Source organism: Pseudomonas sp. TH31 (assembly GCF_016650815.1).
Classification (GTDB): domain Bacteria; phylum Pseudomonadota; class Gammaproteobacteria; order Pseudomonadales; family Pseudomonadaceae; genus Aquipseudomonas.
On record NZ_JAEKEZ010000023.1, the window covers coordinates 225,070 to 243,531 of the forward strand.

General features: G+C 59.5%; 15 protein-coding genes. 7 read left to right on the forward strand and 8 right to left on the reverse strand.

Going from position 1 to position 18,462, the window contains the following annotated elements:
* Window positions 1-834: 834 nt before the first annotated feature.
* Window positions 835-2,886, forward strand: coding sequence for a putative bifunctional diguanylate cyclase/phosphodiesterase (locus JFV26_RS17200; RefSeq protein ID WP_201194188.1), 2,052 nt, complete (start codon window positions 835-837; stop codon window positions 2,884-2,886).
* Between the two features lie 230 nt (window positions 2,887-3,116).
* On the forward strand, window positions 3,117-4,454 hold the full coding sequence (locus tag JFV26_RS17205) for an imelysin family protein (RefSeq protein ID WP_201194190.1): 1,338 nt from the start codon (window positions 3,117-3,119) through the stop codon (window positions 4,452-4,454).
* 52 nt (window positions 4,455-4,506) lie between these two features.
* Here JFV26_RS17205 and JFV26_RS17210 read toward each other — a convergent pair whose 3' ends face one another.
* Entirely contained in the window at window positions 4,507-4,836 is a 330-nt protein-coding gene (locus tag JFV26_RS17210; RefSeq protein WP_201194192.1) for a DUF190 domain-containing protein, read from the reverse strand.
* Between the two features lie 236 nt (window positions 4,837-5,072).
* On the opposite strand from JFV26_RS17210, the gene JFV26_RS17215 reads away from it, so the two are divergent.
* From JFV26_RS17215 to JFV26_RS17225, 3 genes are read left to right on the forward strand one after another with little or no spacing between them, the layout of a single operon-like run.
* Window positions 5,073-6,500, forward strand: a complete 1,428-nt coding sequence (locus tag JFV26_RS17215) for a di-heme oxidoreductase family protein (protein WP_201194193.1) — start codon at window positions 5,073-5,075, stop codon at window positions 6,498-6,500.
* A gap of 29 nt (window positions 6,501-6,529) precedes the next feature.
* Window positions 6,530-7,594, forward strand: coding sequence for an imelysin family protein (locus JFV26_RS17220; RefSeq protein WP_201194195.1), 1,065 nt, complete (start codon window positions 6,530-6,532; stop codon window positions 7,592-7,594).
* A 14-nt stretch (window positions 7,595-7,608) separates the two neighbouring features.
* Window positions 7,609-8,709 (forward strand): DUF1513 domain-containing protein, encoded by a 1,101-nt coding sequence (locus JFV26_RS17225; RefSeq protein ID WP_201194197.1) that lies wholly within the window; start codon window positions 7,609-7,611, stop codon window positions 8,707-8,709.
* Window positions 8,710-8,867: 158 nt separating this feature from the next.
* On the opposite strand, the gene JFV26_RS17230 is transcribed toward JFV26_RS17225, so the two are convergent.
* From JFV26_RS17230 to colR, 5 genes are all read right to left on the reverse strand, one after another.
* Window positions 8,868-9,095 carry a hypothetical protein gene (locus JFV26_RS17230; protein ID WP_201194199.1) on the reverse strand — a complete coding sequence of 76 codons (228 nt, stop codon included), beginning with the start codon at window positions 9,093-9,095 and terminating at the stop codon, window positions 8,868-8,870.
* Window positions 9,096-9,097: 2 nt separating this feature from the next.
* Window positions 9,098-9,811 (reverse strand): lipopolysaccharide kinase InaA family protein, encoded by a 714-nt coding sequence (locus JFV26_RS17235; RefSeq protein WP_201194201.1) that lies wholly within the window; start codon window positions 9,809-9,811, stop codon window positions 9,098-9,100.
* 4 nt (window positions 9,812-9,815) lie between these two features.
* On the reverse strand, window positions 9,816-10,484 hold the full coding sequence (locus JFV26_RS17240; RefSeq protein WP_201194203.1) for a class I SAM-dependent methyltransferase: 669 nt from the start codon (window positions 10,482-10,484) through the stop codon (window positions 9,816-9,818).
* 234 nt (window positions 10,485-10,718) lie between these two features.
* The gene (locus JFV26_RS17245; protein WP_201194205.1) at window positions 10,719-11,999 is read right to left on the reverse strand and encodes a sensor histidine kinase; all 1,281 of its coding nucleotides are present in this window, start codon (window positions 11,997-11,999) and stop codon (window positions 10,719-10,721) included.
* Entirely contained in the window at window positions 11,989-12,672 is a 684-nt protein-coding gene (colR, locus tag JFV26_RS17250) for a two-component system response regulator ColR (protein ID WP_090180812.1), read from the reverse strand. Before colR ends, JFV26_RS17245 begins: the two co-directional genes overlap by 11 nt.
* A gap of 201 nt (window positions 12,673-12,873) precedes the next feature.
* Here colR and JFV26_RS17255 point away from each other — a divergent pair, with 201 nt between their 5' ends.
* Entirely contained in the window at window positions 12,874-14,823 is a 1,950-nt protein-coding gene (locus JFV26_RS17255; RefSeq protein ID WP_201194207.1) for an LTA synthase family protein, read from the forward strand.
* Window positions 14,824-14,877: 54 nt separating this feature from the next.
* On the forward strand, window positions 14,878-15,621 hold the full coding sequence (locus JFV26_RS17260; RefSeq protein ID WP_201194209.1) for a phosphatase PAP2 family protein: 744 nt from the start codon (window positions 14,878-14,880) through the stop codon (window positions 15,619-15,621).
* 657 nt (window positions 15,622-16,278) lie between these two features.
* On the opposite strand, the gene groL is transcribed toward JFV26_RS17260, so the two are convergent.
* Window positions 16,279-17,922: a chaperonin GroEL gene (groL, locus tag JFV26_RS17265; RefSeq protein ID WP_201194211.1), complete on the reverse strand. Its 1,644-nt coding sequence runs from the start codon at window positions 17,920-17,922 to the stop codon at window positions 16,279-16,281.
* Between the two features lie 49 nt (window positions 17,923-17,971).
* Complete coding sequence (locus JFV26_RS17270) at window positions 17,972-18,265, reverse strand: co-chaperone GroES (protein WP_054045166.1); 294 nt, start codon at window positions 18,263-18,265, stop codon at window positions 17,972-17,974.
* Window positions 18,266-18,462: the final 197 nt, after the last annotated feature.

Here is an 18,462-nt window from a genome sequence, read left to right on the forward strand (position 1 = left end):
AGCAGATAAGCTGGCGCCATTATGGTGGTATTGGCGCTAGATGCATACTAATAGCCGGGTATCTCACTCCCGGTCGCTGAATTTGCAGCGACAGCCAAAGGATATTGACCCCACGTCCGACGGGCAACCTGAAAACCTCGTAGGAAAGTTCTTAAACTTCCATCAACAATCAAACGGCGGCGTAGGAGCTGCCGAAGGCTGCGATCTTTTGATCTTTCTTTGGCGCGGTCCCTAAAGATCGCAGCCTTCGGCAGCTCCTACAGGGGAATGGCGTACAGCCGGGGGCAGGTGCGACGAAGCCGCACGCGTCAAGAGGAGGTCGCAGCGAAGCCGGCCGGAGGCGATGCCCCAGACTAAGGAACGCCGCGCTTGGGCGAGGGGCCGGACGCCGGGGCGAGACCTTTTGGTTCCTTTGGGCTGGGCCGGCACTCCGGCGTTTGCCAAAAGGGACTCGCTGTAAGAGCGAAACCATAAGCCGCCGTTACCGTAGAAACGGATATGTACACCATCACCAAGAGCCTGGTCGGCCCGAAGGCCGCCAAGGAAACCCACCAGCCCAATCGCAATTTCATACGATGAAACAAGCCAAGAGCCCCTTGGCCCCAAGCCACAGCGGACTAATATCAACCCAAAGGAAAAATACGCCCGATTCCCCTCAAGTTGCAGGCCAAAACTACCGACACAGTACAAATAGGACAACTACCCAAAACAACAACATAGTGGCCAAGCGACAGGCAAAATCCCCTGAGCTGAATTGTCCCTTTGACTGCCACCCCGGGATTGCCAATACTCATGGCAACTTGATGCTACCCGCACGGAACAAGGAATAGCCCTTTGAAGCTGGAACTCAAGAACAGCTTGTCGGTGAAGTTGCTCCGGGTCGTGCTCCTGTCGGCATTGATCGTCGGCGTGGTCTTGAGCTGCGCGCAGATTGTTTTCGATGCCTATAAAACACGCCAGGCCGTGGCCGGCGACGCCCAGCGCATCCTCGACATGTTCCGCGACCCATCGACCCAGGCCGTCTACAGCCTGGACCGGGAGATGGGCATGCAGGTGATCGAAGGCCTGTTCCAGGATGACGCCGTGCGCCAGGCCTCCATCGGCCATCCCAACGAAGCCATGCTCGCGCAAAAATCCCGCGAACTGCAGCATTCCAACAGCCGCTGGCTGACCGACCTGATCCTCGGCCAGGAACGCACCTTCACCACCCAACTGGTGGGTCGTGGCCCCTACAGCGAATATTACGGCGACCTGAGCATCACCCTTGACACCGCCACCTACGGCCAGGGGTTCATCGTCAGCTCGGTGATCATCTTCATTTCCGGGGTACTGCGCGCGCTCGCCATGGGTCTGGTGCTGTACCTGGTTTACCACTGGCTGCTGACCAAGCCGCTGTCGCGAATCATCGAGCACCTCACCGAGATCAACCCCGACCGCCCCAGCGCGCACAAGATCCCGCAGCTCAAGGGTCACGAGAAAAACGAGCTGGGCATCTGGATCAACACCGCCAACCAATTGCTCGAGTCCATCGAACGCAACACCCATCTGCGCCACGAAGCGGAAAACAGCCTGCTGCGCATGGCCCAGTACGACTTCCTCACCGGCCTGCCCAACCGCCAGCAATTGCAGCAGCAACTGGACAAAATCCTCGTGGACGCCGGCAAATTGCAGCGTCGGGTTGCGGTGCTGGTGGTAGGCCTGGACGACTTCAAAGGCATCAACGAACAATTCAGCTACCAGACCGGCGACCAACTGCTGCTGGCCCTGGCCGATCGCCTGCGCGCCCACAGCGGTCGCCTCGGCTCCCTAGCCCGTCTGGGCGGTGACCAGTTTGCGCTGGTCCAGGCCGACATCGAACAACCGTACGAAGCGGCCGAACTGGCGCAAAGCATCCTCGATGATCTGGAAGCGGCGTTTGCCCTCGATCATCAGGAAATCCGCCTGCGCGCCACCATCGGCATCACCCTGTTCCCCGAGGACGGTGACAGCACCGAGAAGCTGCTGCAAAAAGCCGAGCAGACCATGACCCTGGCCAAGACTCGCTCGCGCAACCGCTATCAGTTCTATATCGCCAGCGTCGACAGCGAAATGCGCCGCCGCCGCGAACTGGAAAAAGACCTGCGCGACGCCCTCGCCCGTGATCAGTTCTACCTCGTCTACCAGCCGCAGATCAGCTATCGCGACCACCGCGTAGTCGGCGTCGAAGCGTTGATACGCTGGCAGCACCCTGAGCACGGGCTGGTACCGCCGGACCTGTTCATCCCGCTGGCCGAACAGAACGGCACCATTATCGCCATCGGCGAATGGGTGCTGGATCAGGCCTGCAAGCAATTACGCGACTGGCACGACCAGGGGTTTGTCGACCTGCGCATGGCGGTGAACCTGTCCACCGTGCAACTGCACCACGCCGAGTTGCCACGGGTGGTCAATAACCTGCTGCAGATGTACCGCCTGCCACCACGCAGCCTGGAACTGGAAGTCACCGAAACCGGCCTGATGGAAGACATCAGCACCGCCGCCCAGCATTTGCTGAGCCTGCGTCGCTCCGGCGCCTTGATCGCCATCGACGACTTCGGCACCGGCTATTCATCACTGAGCTATCTGAAAAGCCTGCCCCTGGACAAGATCAAGATCGACAAGAGCTTCGTCCAGGACCTGCTTGATGACGATGACGATGCAACCATCGTTCGGGCGATCATCCAACTGGGCAAGAGCCTGGGCATGCAGGTGATCGCCGAAGGCGTGGAAACCGCCGAGCAAGAGGCCTACATCATTTCCGAAGGCTGCCACGAAGGTCAGGGTTACCACTACAGCAAACCGCTGCCGGCAAGGGAGTTGAGCGCTTACTTGAAACAGGCCCAGCGCAGTAACGCGGCCATTTTGTAAAAATCAAAAGATCGCAGCCTTCGGCAGCTCCTACACGGACCGCGTTTCCCACCGGAGCTGCGTAGGAGCTGCCGAAGGCTGCGATCTTTTGATCTACAACACCACAACCCCCTGAATAAGAAATATTTCCAAGCGCAACCCTTTACACATAATGCGAAAGATTTGCATTATGTCGCAGTTTTGCGCGCCCACAGCGCCATTCCACCCTCTATCGAAGCAGGATGTTCGCCATGATTCGTATGCCTCTGGCTACCGCCAGTCTGTTGGCCATCGCTATTTCCCTCGCCGGTTGCGGCGAAGGCAAAGACAAGACCGTCGCGCCGCAAGCGCCGACCCCGGCCGCCAGCGCCGCCGCTGCGCCAGCCGCTGCCGGTAAAGTCGACGAAGCCGCCGCCAAAGCCGTGGTCGCGCATTATGCCGACATGGTTTTCGCTGTTTACAGCGATGCCGAATCTACCGCGAAAACCCTGCAGACCGCCGTTGACGCTTTCCTCGCCAAACCGAACGCCGACACCCTGAAAGCTGCTCGAACTGCCTGGATCGCCGCTCGCGTGCCTTACCTGCAGAGCGAAGTGTTCCGCTTCGGCAACACCATCATCGACGACTGGGAAGGTCAGGTGAACTCCTGGCCACTGGACGAAGGCCTGATCGACTACGTCGACAAGTCCTATGAACACGCACTGGGTAACCCGGGCGCCACCGCCAACATCATCGCCAACACCGAAATTCAGGTCGGCGAAGACAAGGTCGACGTCAAAGACATCACCCCGGAAAAACTCGCCAGCCTGAACGAGCTGGGCGGTTCCGAAGCCAACGTTGCCAGCGGCTACCACGCCATCGAATTCCTGCTGTGGGGCCAGGACCTGAACGGCACCGGCCCTGGCGCGGGCAACCGTCCTGCTTCCGATTACCTGGAAGGCGCCGGCGCAACCGGCGGTCACAACGATCGTCGCCGCGCTTACCTGAAAGCCGTGACCCAACTGCTGGTCAGCGACCTGGAAGAAATGGTCGGTAACTGGAAGCCCGACGTGGCCGACAACTACCGCGCCACCCTGGAAGCCGAGCCTGCCGAAACCGGCCTGCGCAAAATGCTGTTCGGCATGGGCAGCCTGTCCCTGGGCGAACTGGCGGGTGAGCGCATGAAGGTTTCCCTGGAAGCCAACTCCCCGGAAGACGAACAGGATTGCTTCAGCGACAACACCCACAACTCGCACTTCTACGATGCCAAAGGCATTCGTAACGTGTACCTGGGCGAATACACACGTGTCGACGGCACCAAAATGACCGGCGCCAGCCTGTCATCCCTGGTGGCCAAGGCCGACCCGGCTGCCGACAACGCACTGAAAGCCGACCTGGCTGCCACCGAAGCCAAGATCCAGGTCATGGTCGATCACGCCAACAAGGGTGAGCACTACGACCAGTTGATTGCTGCGGGCAACACCGCCGGCAACCAGATCGTGCGTGACGCCATAGCGTCGCTGGTCAAGCAGACCGGTTCGATCGAACAAGCCGCAGGCAAACTGGGCATCAGCGACCTGAACCCGGACAATGCTGATCACGAGTTCTGATCAACGCTGGCTGAGTGACTAAAGAGGCGACCTTCGGGTCGCCTTTTTCATTTCAGGGCTGACTGGCTTTCTGGCCCACTGTGCCAAACTCGATCGGCGCCTTTATGTAGAACAGGGAAATGTCTTCAGCTTCCAGGCGCTGGAACAGGCGAACCGACTCCTCCTCGGTAATCGCCAGGCGAATTTCCATGGGCTGATCAGCCAATTCGAACAGATGCGAGGAGTGCAACCGACCGGTATGCCCAAAGCCTTCGATGCCGGTGGTCAGCGTCGCACCGCGCAACCCCAGCTCCTTGGCCAGATCGACCACCCACTCGCCCAGCATCTTGCCGTGATGACGACGATTCTGTTGGGTAAAGAAAATCACCAGAAAACCATTCACGATTGATCTCCCGTCAGCACACTCCCCCTTTATTGAGAATAGGCCGGCATGGGAAAGGTCAGCGACATTTGTGTTGAAACGACTAGCGCTTTCGCGAGCAAGCTTCGCTTCTGCAGGTGACTGCGTTCTTGCGTGAAAACCTGCCCCACATCAACCAAACGATAATTCCTCTTATTCAATCCCCCCCGCCCTGTTAGACTTTGCGCCCTCGTTTTGCTCGTCTTTCAGGAAGTCTGATGCCGTCGTTGTCTCTTCGCTGGTGCACCTTGTTCATGGCCCTGGGCCTGAGTGCCTGCGATGACGCCCCGCGTTTTACCAAGGCCGAGCCCGGTGAAGCCCGGTCCGGAGGCAGTGCAACAGTGCGCAAGACCGATCAGAATTCATTTTCCCTGCCCTCCGCCAATCTGCCGCCGTCACGGCGCGTGGATTTCAGCGTCGGCAACAGTTTTTTCCGCAGCCCCTGGGTGATCGCTCCGTCGACCACCACCGCCCGGGACGGCCTCGGGCCGTTGTTCAACACCAACGCCTGTCAGGGCTGCCACATCAAGGACGGTCGCGGCCATCCGCCGACGCCTGATTCGCCGAATGCAGTGTCGATGCTGGTGCGCCTGTCGATTCCCGATGCACCGGCCTACGCCAAGGTCATCGAGCAATTGGGCGTGGTCCCGGAGCCCGTCTACGGCGGCCAGCTCCAGGACATGTCAGTGCCCGGCGTCGCACCGGAAGGCAAGGTGCGTGTCGATTACACGCCCGTATCCGTGCACTTCAAGGACGGCACTGAAATCGAGCTGCGCAAACCGAGCCTGAACATCACGCAACTGGGCTATGGCCCGATGCACCCCGACACCCGATTCTCTGCACGTGTCGCCCCACCGATGATCGGCCTCGGCCTGCTCGAAGCGATTCCCGAAGAAGCCATTCTGGCCAATGCCACGGCTCAGGCAAAAGACAACAACGGCGTCGCCGGCCGCCCGAACCAGGTGTGGGACGACGCCCAACACAAAACCGTCCTCGGCCGATTTGGCTGGAAAGCCGGGCAACCGAACCTCAATCAGCAAAATGTTCACGCGTTCTCGGGTGATATGGGCCTGACCACCAGCCTGCGCCCGTTCGATGACTGCACCGGCGCACAAACCGCCTGCAAGCAGGCACCCAACGGCGGTGGCCCGGATGGCGAGCCGGAAGTCAGCGACAATATTCTGCGACTGGTGCTGTTCTACAGCCGAAACCTCGCCGTCCCGGCCCGCCGCGATGTCAGTTCGCCGCAAGTACTGGCCGGCAAGAATCTGTTTTTCCAGGCCGGATGCCAGTCCTGTCACACGCCCAGATACACCACTGCCGCCAATGCCGCAGAACCTGAACTGGCCAATCAAGTGATTCGTCCCTACAGCGACCTGCTGCTGCATGACATGGGCGACGGCCTGGCGGACCACCGCACTGAATTCAAGGCCAGTGGCCGCGACTGGCGCACCCCGCCGTTGTGGGGCATTGGCCTGACGCAAGCGGTCAGTGGCCACACCCAGTTTTTGCACGACGGCCGCGCCCGCAACCTGCTCGAGGCCGTGCTCTGGCATGGCGGCGAAGCGAGCGCCGCGCAGCAACAGGTTTTGTCTTTCAATGCCGAGCAGCGCGCTGCGTTGCTGGCGTTTTTGAATTCTCTTTAAACACCTTATAAAAGAATCGGGAGCCCGACATGTTCCGTCCCAAATTGTTGTTCACCAGCCTTGCAGCGCTCGCCCTGGGCGCCTGCTCGCCGCAGGACCCGCAAGCCGTTACCTCGGCGGCCATCGCCAAGCAAGTGATCCTGCCGACCTACAGCCGCTGGGTTGAAGCCGACCGCCAACTGGCCGTCAGCGCCTTGGCGTTCTGCGAAGGCAAGGAAAACCTCGACACCGCCCGTGCCGATTTCCTCCATGCGCAGAAAGCCTGGGCCGAGCTGCAACCGTTGTTGATCGGGCCGCTGGCCGAGGGCAACCGTTCGTGGCAAGTGCAGTTCTGGCCGGACAAGAAAAACCTGGTCGGTCGTCAGGTCGAGCAATTGGTCACCGCCCAGCCGCAGATCGATGCCGCTGCGTTGGCCAAATCGAGCGTGGTGGTTCAGGGACTGTCGGCTTACGAATACATCCTGTTCGACAGCAAAATCGACATGGCCGACGCCACCCAGAAAGCCAAATACTGCCCGCTGCTGAGCGCCATCGGCGAGCGTCAGAAGCAACTGGCCGAAGAGATCCTGTCGCGCTGGAACACCACCGACGGCATGCTCGCGCAAATGAGCAAGTTCCCGAATCAGCGCTACGCCGACTCCCACGAAGCGATCGCCGATCTGCTGCGCGTGCAGGTCACGGCACTCGACACCCTGAAGAAAAAACTCGGCACGCCGATGGGTCGCCAAACCAAAGGTATCCCGCAGCCATTCCAGGCTGATGCCTGGCGTAGCCAGTCGTCGTTGCAAGGGCTGGAAGCCAGCCTCGCTGCGGCGCGAACCGTCTGGGTCGGGGTCGATAACAAAGGCCTGCGCGGCCTGTTGCCGAGCGAGCAGAAACCGTTGGCCGACAAGATCGACGCCGCCTACGCCGCCTCGCTCAAACTGTTCGCCAGCAACCAGCGCTCGCTGACCGAAATGCTCGGCGACGATGCCGGTCGCCAGCAACTCAACGATCTCTACGACAGCCTCAACGTCGTCCATCGCCTGCACGAAGGCGAACTGGCCAAGGCGCTGGGCATTCAACTGGGCTTCAACGCCAACGACGGTGACTGATGAGGGCGAGTGCCATGCTGCGACGTCAGGCTCTGACTTTAGGTAGTTTGCTGCTGGGAGCAGTGACACTGGGCGGCTGGACGCTGTTCAAGCAAAAGGACAAGAGCCCGCTGCTGCTGTCGGCGCGGGACGATACCGATGGCAAGCATTACGCCGTCGGCTATCGGCTGGACGGCACCCGGGTGTTCGCCACTCAGGTCGGCCAGCGTTGCCACGACATCATCAATCACCCGACGCTGCTGGTGGCGCTGTTTGTCGCCCGTCGTCCAGGTACCGAGAGTTACCTGGTCGACCTGCGCGACGGCACGCTGCTGCAAACCGTGACCTCGCAGCCGAACCGGCATTTCTACGGGCACGCGGTGATTCACAAGGACGGCGAGTGGTTGTACGCCACCGAAAACGACACCCTCGATCCGGGTCGCGGTGTGCTGGGTGTGTATAAGTTCGAAGGTGAGCGACTTATCCACAGCGGCGAGATCTCCACCCACGGCGTCGGTCCGCATCAAGTGTCGTGGATGCCCGACGGCGAAACCCTGGTGGTGGCCAACGGCGGGATTCGCACCGAGGCTGAAAGCCGGGTCGAGATGAACCTCAACGCCATGGAACCAAGCCTGGTGCTGATGCAGCGCGACGGTACGTTGTTGAGCAAGGAAACCCTCGCCCAACCGATGAACAGCGTGCGCCACCTGGGGATTGCCAGCGACGGCACCATCGTCGCCGGCCAGCAATTCATGGGGCCGTCCCACGAGTCATCGGAGCTGTTGGCGATCAAGCGTCCGGGCCAGCCGTTCGTGGCGTTCCCGGTGCCGGAGCATCAGTTGCAGGCCATGGGACACTACACCGCCAGCGTCTCGGTGCACAGCGAACTGCGCCTGGTCGCGCTGACGGCACCCTCGGGTAACCGGTTTTTTATCTGGGACCTGGACAGCGGCGAAGTGCGCCTGGACGCGCCACTGCCGGATTGCGCCGGGGTGGGTGCAGTGGCCGACGGGTTTGTCGTGACGTCGGGTCAGGGCCGTTGCCGGTACTACGATTGTCGCCAGAGCGATCTGGTTGCAAAACCGCTGGAACTGCCGGCGGGGCTCTGGGATAACCACCTTCACCTGATGACGTAAACCGTCAAAAGATCGCAGCCTTCGGCAGCTCCTACGGAAATCGCTTTATCCGTTGTTACGTGTGAACCCGGTCCTGTAGGAGCTGCCGAAGGCTGCGATCTTTTGATCTCAAAAAAGGCCTCGCATTTGCGAAGCCTTTTATTTGGGCTTTAGTGTATTCAACTCTGCGGCCTCAATCCCTGAGACATCCCGAACATGAACAACAGCAAATCATGGTCAGGCTGGGACGCCACGGCGGCTTTCGCAACCCGTGGCAATGCGCAGTGAGCGTCACCGTTCGCTGCGCTGAGGACTTGTGTGCGTGGCTGCTCCCAGGCCGCCACCGCCAACGAAGCAACTGCCAAGGCTCCTACCAGGAACAAACCTCGTGCAATTTCGAGTTTCATCGCTATAAACCTTTGATAGAGCTGCCAAACGCCTTCTCGTAAAAGTAGACCAGATTCTTCCAGTCTGTATCGCTGAACGACGAGTGGCGACGCAGTTGCTTCAGGTCATGGGCGGCGGCGCGCTGAGCGGTCAAACGCTGCCGGCACTTCTCCAGATCGATCAAGGCCACTTCAACGGTCGCCGCTTCACCTTCGCCTGTCACCCGCACAAATACGTGCTTGATGTAGATGCAGCTGTGCTGCCAGCGCCCTTTGTGCATGCGGGCCAGGTTCTCGGCCAGCTCCTTGAGGACGCGCTCGTGCACCGTCTCGCCATGCCGCTCGCGACCGCCACCGGCGTACCAGTGTTCGATTTCCTCGAAGCCGTCCAAGGACTTGGTGACCAGCAAGGCACGCCATTTGTGCACCGGGTCACGCTGAGCGCCGCAGAACACCATTTCCGGTACCCGCACGCCCAACGACGTCAGACCGATCAACGCATCACGCTCGCGTAACACCGTCGGCCGGCCGAAGGGGTGCAACCCACTGCGATAGATATGCCCGGTCTGACGCTTTACATACAGCAGTTGTCCGCCGCTGCCCATGACGCGCTGCACGCCACTTTCCCCACCGCGTCGGACGTTGGGTTCTTCTACCCACTCACCGCGCTGATTCCAGAAATAGTCGAAGCGGTCCTGGGGAGCGACTTCCGTTTCTGCTGCACATTGCACTGCCATCCTGTTACCTCTTGCGTAATACGTAAACCCGCCACATGGCATAGAGCGGTAAAAAATCCAGTTGTTCCTGAATGCGGAACCCCGCTTGTTCGAATTCCTTTTCTACCGTGGCAGCCGGTAGCACAAACCGGTTTTGGTAACCTTCCTGCCCGCGCGCTTTCTCGGCGCGCTTGCGTTTCCAGGCCTTGAAGTTGCCGTCCACCCACAGCGAAATGATCACGCTGTCACGGGTGACACGCTGGAACTCGCGCAAAATGGCCAGTCGGTGTTCGGCTTCCCCGATGTGATGGAGCAAACGCATGCAAAAAATACTGTCCACGGCGTTATCAGGCAAAGCAATGTCGAAGGCTGAAGTGTGCAAGGGTTGTACCCGCTTTACCACTTCGGCTGGTTGCGACTGGGTCGCAATTTTCAACATTGATTCGGAGTTGTCGGCTCCGATAATCACGCGGTTGTGTTTTTCTGCCAGCAACGGCCAGAAACGCCCGGCACCGGAGGGTAAATCGAGAACCAGCCCAGGCTCACCGGCCAGCGCCAACGCCTTGCGGGCCAGTTGCTCGTCACGCCAGTGGGACAATCGGCGACCGAGACCTTCCTTATGCTTGCGCAAGTATTTTTGCGCGTGCTGATCGTCGTACTTCTCGGAAAAATCCAGTTTGGTCGGGCCGGCCATTATCAAAATCTCCTGAGCTGCTGATGACAACCACCTTAGGTAGCGCCGTGTCGGCTTCAGGTCATGACTTTGTGAAATTTTCATTGTGTAAAAGCATGAAGTATTTCAGGGTTTTACAGGGTAAAGAAGATGGCGGAGGGCCACCCTGAAAAGATCGCAGCCTTCGGCAGCTCCTACAATATGTACGCCGTCCCAATGTAGGAGCTGCCGAAGGCTGCGATCTTTTTGGGCCTGCTACGCTCGGGGCTGACTCAACTCGACCTCAAAGCGACAACCATTAGGCTCCATGGTGGTCAGGCTAACGGTCCAACCCTGGTTCTCACAGATCCGCTGCACCAGCGAAAGGCCCAGGCCCAGGCCTTCGCCACGCTTCTCGCTGCCCCGCACGAAGGGCTCGAACATTGCCTCGCGCTTCTCTTCGGGAATCCCGACGCCGCTGTCCTCGACCCTGAACCCGCTGGCCGTGACGGTTAGACGAATGAAGCCGTGTTCGGTGTAGTGCAGCGCATTGCGCAACAGGTTGCCCATCACGGCATGCAGCAGCGTTGCGTTGTAGCCGTTGCCTGGCGGATTGCCCGGCTCGAAGCTCAGTATCAGTCCCTTGGACTCGATCGGCTCGCGCCAAAGACCCAGCAGTCCTTCGGCGACCTGGCTGACCGTCTGCTGGGGCGACATGCTGGCGTCTTCGCGCTGGGCGCGGGCGAGCATCAGAAAGGTCTGCACCAGTTCGCGCATTTCCTCACAGGCCCGGCCGATTCGCTCGACCTGGGCGCGCCCGCGCTGGTCGATGCCGGGGTTCTCCAGCAGCAGTTCACAGGAACTGGCCAGAACCATCAGCGGGGTGCGCAATTCATGACTCACGTCACTGGTAAACAAGCGCTCACGGGTCAAGGCCTGGCGCAGGCGACCCAGCGTGGCGTCGAAGGCTACCGCCAGCTCACCCACTTCATCGGCCGCGTAGTCCGGCGCCAGCGGTGGCGCCAAACCCAGCAACTGATCGCGGTGGCGAACCTGACGGGCCAGCCGCACCACAGGCGCCATGACTTTGCGCGCCAGGATCCAGCCGAGAAATACCGCCAGCGCCAGGCTCAGCACGAAGCCCACCAGCACCACGGCAAATAGCACTCGCTCACGCTCTTCGAAATCACTCTGGTCTTGCAGCAGCACGTAACGGCGACCGTCGACGATCTCGACCATCGCGTGATACGACAGGTGTTCGCGAAAGACTTCGTGAAAACCGGAGTCCAGGTGGCGCAGATCCTTGGGTAACTCGAAGTCGCCTTTGCCACCGCTGAAATAGAACAGTTGGTCAGGCTCCGGGCGGTGGCTCCAGTCCGAGACACTGTCCATCAGCAACAGGCGCTGCAAATCGCCACCCAGCCCTGCCGAAATCAGCTTCTCTTCCACCAGGTGCACGGTCGCCACGATGCCCATTGCGAAGGCCCCGGCGACCAATGCGCTCATCAGCGCAAAGGCAATGATGATCCGCTGAGCGAGGCTCTGCTTAAACTCCATCTCGGCCCTCGGCCAAGCGATACCCCACACCGTGCACGGTTTGCAGCAGTGGCTTGGCAAAAGGCTTGTCGATCACTTGGCGCAGTTGGTGAACATGGCTGCGCAGGCTGTCGCTGTCCGGGCAATCATCGCCCCACAGGGCTTCTTCGAGGATTTCGCGACGCAATACGTGAGGGCTTTTCTGCATCAGCACCGCGAGCAATTTGAGGCCGACCGGGTTGAGCTTCAGCAGGCGGCCTTCGCGGGTGACTTCCAGCGTATCGAGGTCGTAGCTCAGGTCGCCGACCTGCAACGAACGGCGACCGCCGCCCTGGGTACGACGCATGACCGCTTCGATGCGCGCGGCCAGTTCGGACAAGGCGAACGGTTTGATCAGGTAATCATCGGCGCCGGACTTGAAGCCTTGCAGGCGGTCATCCAGTTGATCCCGGGCGGTGAGCATGATCACGGGCGTGTCGCGGCGGGCGTCTTCACGCAGGCGCTTGCACAGGGTATAGCCGTCGATGCCGGGCAGCATGATGTCGAGCACGATCAAGTCGTAATGCTCGGTGGCCGCCAGGTGCAGCCCCGACAAGCCGTCCTGCGCGCAATCCACGGTGTAGCCCTTGAGCCCCAGGTAATCGGCCAGATTGGCCAGGATATCGCGGTTGTCTTCAACCAATAGAATTCGCATGGGGCATTCCTCCGTACACAGTAACAGCCGTCATGGCCCGCGCAGCTTAAGGCCTGGAGTGGCTCAGGGCTAGGGCCGGGTATTGCAGGAATCGATTGGCTCAACTGACAGGCGGGCTTTACAAGTTTTTCACTATCGGTTCACACCCTCTATACAGTACGTCGGTTAGACTCCCGCGGCTGATATTAAAGGAATAAAACAATGGATTTTTTCAAGACAGCGCCAATGCGCTTTCTGTTGCTCGTCACCGGCGCCTGGCTGGTCATTTTCTTTTTAACCCGCATGGTTTTGCTGGTGACTCACCTGGATGAGTCCGGTAGTGGTTTCCTGTCGGTTTTCGGCATCGGGTTTCTTTACGACCTTGGCTTTATTGCTTATGCGGCCTTGCCGATGGGCCTCTATCTGTTGCTCTGCCCGCCGGCCTTGTGGCGTCGCCGGGGCCATCGCTGGTTTCTGCAAGGGCTGCTGACTGTCAGCCTGTTCGCCATGCTGTTCACCTCCGTCGCCGAATGGCTGTTCTGGGACGAGTTTGGTGTGCGCTTCAACTTCATCGCCGTCGACTACCTGGTGTATTCCGACGAAGTCTTGAACAACCTGCTGGAGTCGTACCCGATCGGCACACTGCTGAGCATGCTCGCCGTGCTGGCCGTGATCCTGAGTTTCGTGTTGCGTAAGGCCTTCAATGCCGCACTGGACGCGCCGCTGCCGCCGCTGCGCCGGCGCCTGTTCAATGCCTTGGCCCTGTTGATCGTGGCAGGCCTGGGCATGCAACTGCTCAGCCAGGACGCTCCGCGTGCCCAGGGCGGCAATGCCTATCAGAACGAGCTGGCGAGCAATGGCCCGTATCAGTTCTTCGCCGCGTTCCGGAACAACGAACTGGATTACCCACAGTTCTATAAAAGCCTGCCGCCCGACGTCGTCGCCAAGCAGATTCGCGCTGAACTGAGCGAGCCTAACGCTCACTTCGTCGGCCAGGACCCGCAAGACATCCGCCGCAACATCGACAACCCGGGCACCCCGCGCAAGCCCAATATCGTGCTGGTGACCATCGAAAGCTTCAGCGCCAAGTACATGGGCAGCAATGGCGACGAGCGCAACCTGACGCCAAACCTGGATGCCTTGCGTAAAAAGAGCCTGTATTTCAACAACTTCTACGCCACCGGCACCCGCACCGACCGCGGCCTGGAAGCCATCACCCTGGCCATCCCGCCGACGCCGGGCCGCTCGATCGTCAAACGCGTGGGCCGTGAAAGCGGTTTCGCCAGCCTTGGCCAACAGCTCAACGCAGTGGGTTACGACAGCGTGTTCGTCTATGGCGGGCGCGGCTACTTCGACAATATGAATGCGTTCTTCAGCGGCAACGGTTATCGAGTTGTCGATCAGAGCAGCGTCGATGAATCAGAGATTCACTTCAAGAACGCCTGGGGCATGGCTGACGAAGACCTGTACAACCAGACCCTGAAACTGGCCGACGCCGACTACGCCAGGCAGCAACCGTTTTTGCTGCAACTGATGACGACCTCCAACCATCGTCCTTACACCTACCCGCAAGACCGGATCGACATCAAGTCAGGCAACGGTCGCGACGGTGCGGTGAAGTACACCGACTACGCCATCGGCCAGTTCCTTGAGCAGGCACGCCAAAAGCCGTGGTTCGACAATACGATTTTCGTGTTCGTTGCCGACCACACCGCAGGCAGCGCCGGCAAGGAAGACTTGCCGATCAGCAACTATCAGATTCCGTTGTTCATCTACGCACCGAAGCTGATCGACGCCCGCGAAACCGCGCAGCTGGCCAGCCAGATCGATTTGGCGCCGACCCTGCTGGGCTTGCTGAACATGGACTACCAATCGACGTTCTTCGGCCGCAATCTGTTGCAGGACAACCCGCTGCCACCACGGGTAGTGGTCGGTAACTATCAGCACCTGGGGTTGTTCGACGGCAAGGATCTGGCGATCCTGAGTCCGCGCCAAGGGCTGCGCCGTCACGACGACGCACTGACCGAGAGCCGCGAATCGAAAGCCCAAGCCAGCGACCCACTGATCACTCGCGCCATCACCTATTACCAAACCGCCAGTTATGGCTTCAAGCAACAGCTACTTGGCTGGAAAGCGCCCAAGGAGGGCGACCACCAAGTCAGCGAACGTTAATCGAATGGCCCCGGGCTGATGCCCCAGGGCTTTTTCTCATGTTCAGGATCCACCATGTCATCAACTGCTACTCGCCCCGTCTCCCGGCCACTCAACTTCTGGGTGTGCCTCGGGGTTCCCGCCATTGCCGCCATCATTCTGGTGCTACTCGAGCTGACATCGCTGGACATGAACCTGGCCAACCTCTTTTATGACCCGGTGGCCGGTGACTTCATTGGCCGGCACAGTTACTTCCTGGAAAACATCCTGCACAACAAGGCCAAGGACGTGGTCATCGCGTTCTCGGTGTTTGCCGTGATCGTGTTTATCTGCTCGTTTTTTGCCGAAAGGCTCAAACCGTACAAACGGGAATTGGGCTGCCTGGTGTTGTCTCTTGGGCTGGCCACTTCCTTTGTCACACCGGTCAAAGTGGTGACGTCGGTGCAATGCCCCTGGAGCCTCGAACAGTTCGGCGGTCACGAAACCTACAGCGAGCTGCTCAGCCCGCGCCCGCACACGGATAAACCCGGCCGCTGTTGGCCTGGCGGTCACGCGGCCACCGGTTTCACGCTGTTTGCACTGTTCTTCGTGTTGCGCGACCGGCGTCCGCGCCTGGCCCGCATGGCGTTTGTCTTCGCCTTTACCCTCGGCACGGTGTTTTCCATCGGCCGGATGATGCAGGGCGCGCACTTCTTCTCCCACAACGTGTGGACGGCGGTGTTCTGCTGGCTGATTTGCCTGGGGTCGTATTACTACGTGTTGTATCGACCGGCGGGCAAGATAGATCGGGCGACCAAAGCAAAACCTGCCAGCGCCTAAGATCAAAAGATCGCAGGCTTCGCCAGCTCCTACATTGGTAGACGCCCACCCTGTAGGAGCAAGGCTTGCCCGCGATGAACGATAACGCGGTGCCACTGATCCACCGCGGCGCCTGAATCGCGGGTAAGCCTTGCTTCTACTGGGGCAAATGCCGGGCAATAAAAAACCCCGCCTGCTTTCGCAGGCTTTTATTGTACGGGGTAAGAATCTGCCAGCGCCTGAAGATCAAAAGATCGCAGGCTTCGCCAGCTCCTACATTGGTAGACGCCCACCCTGTAGGAGCAAGGCTTGCCCGCGATGAACGATAACGCGGTGCAACTGATCCACCGCGGCGCCTGAATCGCGGGTAAGCCTTGCTTCTACTGGGGCAAATGCCGGGCAATAAAAAACCCCGCCTGCTTTCGCAGGCTTTTTTTGTACGGGTGAGAATCTGCCAGCGCCTGAAGATCAAAAGATCGCAGGCTTCGCCAGCTCCTACATTGGTAGGCGCCCACCCTGTAGGAGCAAGGCTTGCCCGCGATGAACGATAACGCGGTGCCACTGATCCACCGCGGCGCCTGAATCGCGGGTAAGCCTTGCTTCTACCGGGGCAAATGCCGGGCAATAAAAACCCCGCCTGCTTTCGCAGGCGGGGTTTTTTACAGGGGTAAGGCTGGCTTACATCATGCCGCCCATGCCACCCATACCGCCCATGTCTGGCATACCGCCGCCAGCCGAGCCTTCGTCTTTGATCTCAGCGATCATGGCTTCGGTGGTGATCATCAGGCTGGCGATGGAAGCTGCTGCCTGAAGAGCCGAACGAGTCACTTTAGCCGGGTCAAGGATGCCCATTTCGATCATGTCGCCGTATTCGCCGGTAGCAGCGTTGTAACCGTAGTTACCCGAACCCTGCTTGACCTTGTCGACTACCACGCTTGGCTCGTCGCCGGAGTTGGCAACGATCTGACGCAGTGGCGCTTCAACAGCGCGACGCAGCAACTGGATACCCACGTCTTGATCGGCGTTGTCGCCTTTCAGTTCGGAGATAGCCTGCAGAGCGCGAACCAGTGCCACGCCGCCGCCAGGTACCACGCCTTCTTCAACGGCTGCACGGGTAGCGTGCAGGGCGTCTTCAACGCGGGCTTTTTTCTCTTTCATTTCAACTTCGGAACCAGCGCCAACCTTGATCACTGCAACGCCGCCGGACAGCTTGGCCAGACGCTCTTGCAGTTTTTCACGGTCGTAGTCGGAAGAAGTATCAGCCACTTGCTGACGGATTTGCAGAACGCGAGCCTGGATATCAGCTTCAACGCCGGCGCCGTCGATCACGGTGGTGTTTTCTTTGGACAGGATCACTCGCTTGGCATTACCCAGGTGTTCCAGGGTAGTGCTTTCCAGGCTCAGACCGATCTCTTCGGAGATAACGGTACCGCCAGTCAGGACAGCGATGTCCTGCAGCATGGCCTTGCGACGGTCGCCGAAGCCTGGAGCCTTGACGGCTGCAACTTTAACGATGCCACGCATGTTGTTCACAACCAGAGTCGCCAGGGCTTCGCCTTCAACGTCTTCGGCCACGATCAGCAGTGGACGGCCGGCTTTGGCAACGGCTTCCAGTACTGGCAACATTTCGCGGATGTTGGAGATCTTTTTGTCGACCAGCAGGATCAGCGGACCGTCGAGCTCGGCAGTCATGGTCTCTGGCTTGTTGACGAAGTACGGGGACAGGTAGCCACGGTCGAACTGCATGCCTTCAACAACCGACAGTTCGTTTTCCAGGCCCGAGCCTTCTTCAACGGTGATCACGCCTTCTTTACCGACTTTTTCCATGGCTTCGGCAATTATGTCGCCGATGGAGTTGTCGGAGTTGGCCGAGATGGTGCCGACCTGAGCGATTGCCTTGGTGTCAGCACAAGGCTTGGACAGGGCTTTGAGCTCTTTGACAATAGCGATGGTCGCTTTGTCGATGCCGCGTTTCAGGTCCATCGGGTTCATGCCGGCAGCGACGGCTTTCAAGCCTTCGTTGACGATCGACTGAGCCAGAACGGTAGCGGTGGTGGTGCCATCGCCTGCGTCATCGTTGGCACGGGAAGCAACGTCTTTAACCAGCTGCGCGCCCATGTTTTCGAAACGGTCTTTCAGTTCGATTTCTTTGGCTACGGAAACGCCGTCCTTGGTGATGGTCGGAGCGCCGAAGCTCTTCTCGATGATCACGTTACGGCCTTTAGGCCCCAGGGTCGCTTTTACTGCGTCAGCCAGGACGTTTACACCGGCGAGCATTTTCTTGCGGGCGGAATCGCCGAATTTAACTTCTTTAGCAGCCATGATCGATATTCCTTAAATACTTTGTAGTAGCGGGAAAATGAGCGGGGAATCAGCCTTCGATAACAGCGAGAATCTCGTTCTCAGCCATTACCAGCAGGTCTTCACCGTCAACTTTCACCGTGTTGCTGCCGGAGTACGGGCCGAACACAACCTTGTCACCCACTTTTACGGCCAGTGCACGCACTTCACCGTTTTCCAGCACGCGGCCGGTACCGACAGCGAGGATCTCGCCGCTGTTGGCTTTTTCAGCAGCCGAACCTGGCAGGACGATACCGCCAGCGGTTTTCTTTTCTTCTTCGCTGCGACGGATGACGACGCGGTCATGCAGAGGACGAAGCTTCATTGTCGATCTCTCCTAATTGTGGTTTTCATCGGCCGGTGTATTCCCGGCGGGTTTAACAAATCCGGCAGTGCCGGGTGCGGTTCGTCGAGCGAACCGCGGAAGTCTGTCTGGCTTGATCGCCAGAAACCTTGCGGTGACCGTTACATAAGGGCGCATAAGCTTATTACAAGGGCGAGCCAGCAAATTTTTTCATGTTG